The organism is Dietzia sp. HMSC21D01, from assembly GCF_001815995.1.
GTDB classification, from domain to species: Bacteria; Actinomycetota; Actinomycetes; order Mycobacteriales; family Mycobacteriaceae; genus Dietzia; species Dietzia cinnamea.
Genome location: NZ_KV823684.1, coordinates 1 through 2,714 on the forward strand (window position 1 = coordinate 1; position 2,714 = coordinate 2,714).

At 74.8% G+C, this 2,714-nt stretch carries 3 protein-coding genes; 2 read left to right on the top strand and 1 reads right to left on the bottom strand.

Translation table 11 applies throughout. The annotated features are described in order from the left end of the window. Nucleotides 1-23 precede the first annotated feature (23 nt). Complete coding sequence (locus HMPREF3086_RS01990) at nucleotides 24-953, bottom strand: SDR family NAD(P)-dependent oxidoreductase (RefSeq protein ID WP_007629878.1); 930 nt, start codon at nucleotides 951-953, stop codon at nucleotides 24-26. A 135-nt stretch (nucleotides 954-1,088) separates the two neighbouring features. Between HMPREF3086_RS01990 and HMPREF3086_RS01995 the strand changes: the two genes are divergently transcribed. Both HMPREF3086_RS01995 and HMPREF3086_RS02000 read left to right on the top strand, forming a co-directional pair. Beyond that, a complete protein-coding gene (locus HMPREF3086_RS01995; RefSeq protein WP_109148415.1) occupies nucleotides 1,089-2,213 on the top strand; it encodes an XdhC family protein in 1,125 nt (374 codons plus the stop codon). Further along, a partial coding sequence (locus HMPREF3086_RS02000) for a nucleotidyltransferase family protein (RefSeq protein ID WP_070719908.1) occupies nucleotides 2,210-2,714 on the top strand: 505 nt, incomplete at its 3' end. The genes HMPREF3086_RS01995 and HMPREF3086_RS02000, both read left to right, overlap by 4 nt.

Below are 2,714 nucleotides of genomic sequence, written 5' to 3' on the forward strand. Positions count from 1 at the left end.
CGCGGCCTCACGGGGGCGCGGCCTCACGGGCGGCGCTCGCCGTCCTCCATCACCATCCGCTCGCGGGTGTCGCCGTGCACCGCGGTCCCCTCCGCGATCGGCTCGTGGAGGGCGCCCGAGGTGTCCGGGGCGGGCGTGCCCTTGCCGATCTCCGACTCCGAGAGCTTGCCGGAGAACCGCTCGGTGAGCTCCTTGAACAGCCGGTGCGAGGCATGGGAGCCGCGCGCCTTGGGGCCGACCGGCTGCTCCTGCTGCGGGTCGACGCACGCGTCGACGATCGCGTCGACGACGATGTCCGGGTCGTCCATCGCCGCCAGCCTCGGCGCGTGGCCGGTGTAGTTGCCCACGTGGTCCCACCAGGGCGTGTCGGCCGCCCACGGCAGGATGGTGCCGACCTTGATCGTCTCGTGCAGTCCGGCGAGCCGCAGCTCCTCGTTGAGCGAGCGGCCCAGGCTCGTGATGCCGGCCTTCACCGAGGCGTAGCTGGCCTGGTACGCGAGCGGCACCTCGCCGGCGACCGAGCTGACATTGACCAACACGCCCTCGCCGCGATCGACGAACCGGCGCAGCGCCACGTGGGCGCCGGTCATCATCCCCTTGAGGTCCACGTCGACGAGCCGCGCGTGGTCGGCGAGCGGGATCTCCCAGAACAGGCCCATGACGCCGACCGCGGCGTTGTTGACCCAGACGTCGATGTGCCCGAACCGGTCCTCGGCGGCCGTCGCGAGCCGCTCGACCGCGTCGGCGTCGCTGACGTCGGTGGGCACCGCCAGCGCGGTGCCGCCGGAGTCGGTGATCTGCGCGACCACCTCGTCGAGGACGTCCGGGCGTCGGGCGGCGACGACGACGTGGGCGCCCAGCTCACCCAGCTTCAGCGCCGTGCCGCGGCCGAATCCGCTCGAGGCGCCCGTCACCACGACCGTCCGTCCTGCCAGGTCTTCCCGCTTGCTCATTCCTGCCTCCTGAGGGTCGGCGACGTCGGGATCCGTTCTCGCGGTTCATGGTCCACCGCGTGCGCTGGCCGTGCATCCGGTCAGTGGCCCGGGCAGCGGATGCGGCGGCTCGCGGGGCCCGCGATACTGGGCGGCGTGGATCTCGTGCTCGACGCCGTGCGGCGGTGGCGCCGCGACGGGACGCCGTGTGCCCTTGCCCGGGTCGTCCACACCGGGGGCTCGGCGCCCCTGCCGGCGGGTGCCGCGATGGCGGTCGCCGCCACCGGTGACGTCGTCGGCGGGGTCTCGGGCGGCTGCGTGGACGGGACCGTGTTCGAGCTGTGCCGGCAGGTCCTCGACGACGGTCGCCCCGCCCTGGCGCGGTTCGACGGGTCCGACGGCTCCCCGCTCTCCGAGGGGCCGACGTGCGGCGGGACGTCAGAGGTCTTCGTCCAGCCCGTCGACGCCGCGGGCCATACGCTGCTGGGCCGTCTCGACGAGATGCTGCGTGGCCGAGAACCCGTCGTCCTGGCGACCGCGCTGACGGGCGACCGCGCCGGCACGCACCTGCTCGTCGGAGCCGACGGCGCCGAGGGCTCCCTCGGCGACGACGACCTCGACCGGCGCATCGCCCGCCTCGCGGCCGGACACCTCGGCCGGGCCGGCGCGATCACGATCGACCTCGACGGCCGCGCCAGCCCCGACGAGGACGGCCACCACGACGGCCCCGACAGGGAAGGCGACCCGGTGGCCCGCGTCCTGCTGCACTCCTTCGCCTCCCCCACCCTGCTGGTCTTCGGCGCCAGCGCGTTCGGCGAGGCACTGAGCCGCGTCGGCGCGATGCTCGGCTATCGGGTGGTGGTCTGCGACGCCCGACCCGCGTTGAGCCGGCCGGAACGGTTCCCCGACGCCCACGAGGTCGTCATCCGGTGGCCGCACGACCACCTGGCCTCGGTGCCCGTCGACGAGACCACGGCCATCTGCGTGCTCACGCACGACCACAAGTTCGACATCCCGCTCCTGAGCGCCGCTCTGCGCGGCCGCGCGGGATTCGTCGGGGCGATGGGCAGCCGACGCGTCCACGCCGAGCGCCTGGAGTTGTTGCGGGCCGAGGGCCTCACCGCGAGCGAGCTGGCACGACTACGCTCCCCCATCGGCCTGGACCTCGGTGCGCGCACTGCCGAGGAGACGGCGTTGTCGATCGCCGCCGAACTCGTCGCGCACCGGCGCGGCGGCTCCGGCGCCCCGCTGTCCGGGCTCGACGTGGCGATACACCGGTGACCGGGCTCGTCCTCGCGGCCGGGGCCGGCCGGCGCTTCGGCCGCCCCAAGGCCCTGATCGAGCTCGACGGCACGCGGCTCGTCGACCGCGCCGTGGCCCTGCTCGGCGAAGGCGGGTGCGATCGCGTCGTCGTGGTCAGCGGTGCGGTCGAACTCGCCGTGCCGGGCGCCGAGGTGGTGCCCAATCCGCTGTGGGAGACGGGGATGGGGTCGTCGCTCCGCGCCGGGCTCACGGCGATCGGCGGGGAGGACGTCGTGGTGGTGCCCGTGGACATGCCCTGGCTCGGTGCGGAGGCGGTCCGCCGCGTCGCCGCCGCCGGGTCCTCGCTGGCGGTCGCGACCTACGGCGGGATCCGAGCCCACCCGGTCCTCCTGGGCGCCGACCACCACGCGGGCGTCATCGACTCGGCGTCCGGCGACGCCGGGGCCCGTCACTACCTCCGGGCGCACTCCCACCTGGTCACGGAGGTCCCCTGCGACGGCACGGGGTCGCCGCGCGACG